This window comes from Caballeronia glathei (assembly GCF_000698595.1).
In the GTDB taxonomy this organism is placed as follows: Bacteria; Pseudomonadota; Gammaproteobacteria; order Burkholderiales; family Burkholderiaceae; genus Caballeronia; species Caballeronia glathei.
The window spans coordinates 1-2,417 of sequence record NZ_JFHC01000196.1 but is presented as its reverse complement, the minus strand read 5'-3'; the positions used below and the strand labels follow the sequence as shown (position 1 = coordinate 2,417).

Genomic DNA, 2,417 nt, shown 5'->3' with positions numbered 1-2,417 from the left:
TCCGCCGTCACCCGGACTCACACCGGATGATTTCGCGATCTACGCCTCGAATCGGCGCGGTGCGGCTGCGGAGTACTACGGCACCCTCAAAGTGGTCCGCAAAACAGATGGTCGCCTGCTCTATCCGTTCGAGGGCGCCCCGACGATTGGACCTTTTTCGAGCCGGGCGCGGGCTACCGAGGCCGCCGAACAGCTCGGCCTCACGATCGTTATGGGCGACATCGCACGTCCGGAGCTTTGACCCGCGTCGTTTCAAAGAAGGTTCTTTCGAAACTCGCGCCACCGGCATTGACGACTGTCGAATTGACCTGCACGTCAAAGTAATAGCGGCTGCGTCGGATGACATTCCGCGCGCGCCCTGTCGCGAGCCGTTCTTTCGGGCGAAGAGCCGACGCCATCGGCGATGGTCTATTCACGCGTCGCTCGTCAAGCCGTACGCCGCGATCAAATCCAGTACGTTCCGGGGCACGAGTGCGGGGCCGGGGGCACGAAGGGCGGCCGTTCAAACGAGGCAAATCATTTCAAGGGGGCGTGTAACGAAATTAATCGCGGTGCCTACCGTACGGCTACCGCCTCTGTCGAAAGCTCGGTTCTAGGCATACCCGGCGATATTATGTCGGATGTGCCACATCGGAAGATATGTTGGCCGAACGCGTGAGCTGAATCCTCAACGGCTCGCCCAAGACGCGGGAGCAAGCGCTATGTCACCGGAACTGCTTCAGAGCTTTCTGTTGTTTTTCGTACTACCACTGTGGATCGTTGGCGGGATCGCCGATGCGATCTGCCATCGGCGCAGCGACATTGCGCATACTGCGGGCACGAAGGAATCGTTGATGCACTTCGCGCAGCTGCTCGAGATGGGCTTCGCGGTGCTTCTTGCATTGTTCCTGAGGATCAATGCACTTGTAATATTGATCATGTTCGCTATGTGGGTCTTACACCAGGTCACTACCTATTGGGACCTCAAGTACGCCTCGCGGACTCGCGGTATCGGGCCGACCGAGCAAATGGTGCACAGCGTGCTTGAAATGACTCCGTTGTTCGCACTGGCAGTCATTTGCATTGCTCATCGGGATGAACTTCTACCCCTGGTCGCAAGCGGCCGCATGCCAGCTTTTTCCTTGGCGTGGAAGGACCCGCCGTTGCCGGCTAGCACGATTGCCGGCGTAATCTGCGCATTCGCCGTCCTCGGCGCCGGACCATACCTGCTGGAAATTGCTGCGTGTCTGCGCGTGTCCCGCGATTCTGGCAAGGGTGGTACAGCTGAGCGACGCCGTGCCCCATGACTCGCATCACTGGCGGTTAGATTACCCGTTGGAGCACGGCCGATGCCGCTCATGTCGTTCGACGGCAATGTCGACAATCATCACGTCCACCGTTTTTCCGCCCTTGAAGGTCCCCCGCCTCATAGTCCGAGCTGACCGGCATACTTCGCAAAGGCTTTTCCGTCGATGGTCACCTCACCCCGGCGCCGTCCCGGCATTTTCCAGGAAACCCAGCTTGGGTTATGGGGCGCGTAGCGGCGGACTGATGCGGACATAGGCTCCTTAGAATGGACGGCGTTTTTGTCTTGGGACGCCGTGCGTGGCGCGGACCATCGCATGTTAGCGCGGCGACGACCACGTCGAATTTTTCGAATTAACCTGTTCGTTGCCCCATGGAACACCCATTGCTGATGAACCTCCGCGCGTCCCGAGCGACGCGACGGGCAACGCGGACCACGGAGTAGTTATGCAAGTTGAAACATTCAGATCCGGGCATGTGAGTGTCTACATCGTCGACTATCCGCGCAGTTGCGAACGCGTCGACCGGTGGATTTCGCGGTGGGCAGTCTGCACGAAACGGGGGTACGTTACGCAACTGCTTGCGCGTGGTGACGACCGGACCCGGTTCGTGAGTCCGGACGAGGCGTCTTGGCATGGGCAGAAATCGGCGGCGGCGGCAGTTGCAGCAAGTATCGATACTGCCTTCGCGCTGACTGCGATCGCGGACGCTGGGCACTTCGGGCGCGCAACTATCGAAGGACGAGTATCTTAAGGCCCGCCGCGGGCAGGCGACAAGCGCATGAAACTCTTTGGGGTTCGCGCCCCTGGGCACGAGCTTCGGAGCCGAATAACTCGATGTACGTGGGACCGACACCGCGCTAGCGACCCTCGTCGTTGCGGTGATTTTGTTAATCGCAGAGCGCGGCGAGAAGATCGCGAGAAGAGATTCTCGTGAATCACCAGGTGGCTCCTTCGATGTCTGACGGCTTTAAACGTTCTATCCGCCCATCCGCGTGGAGCTTTACCCGCTCGGACGAAGCGACGCAAAGCCTGCCGGAAGTTCACGCCTCGATCGCGGTTCCCATTGGCGGCTTCTGGCTGCGGCGTTTTCTCGCATTCGCGGGGCCGGGCTACATGATCTCGGTCGGCTAT

General features: G+C 59.9%; 2 protein-coding genes and 1 pseudogene. All 3 read left to right on the top strand.

The window, feature by feature from the left end; translation table 11 throughout:
• Positions 1–241: DUF6723 family protein (locus BG61_RS38190; protein WP_035943497.1), on the top strand; the 241-nt coding region annotated here is incomplete at its 5' end.
• Positions 242–701: 460 nt separating this feature from the next.
• The gene (locus BG61_RS38185; protein WP_051673102.1) at positions 702–1,286 is read left to right on the top strand and encodes a hypothetical protein; all 585 of its coding nucleotides are present in this window, start codon (positions 702–704) and stop codon (positions 1,284–1,286) included.
• Positions 1,287–2,216: 930 nt separating this feature from the next.
• Positions 2,217–2,417 (top strand): annotated as a pseudogene (locus BG61_RS42615) (hypothetical protein); the annotation flags it as partial.

Bases quoted from the DNA above. Each gene is read 5' to 3' on its own strand.
- BG61_RS38185 (WP_051673102.1), top strand. From the start codon at position 702: ATGTCACCGGAACTGCTTCAGAGCTTTCTGTTGTTTTTCGTACTACCA.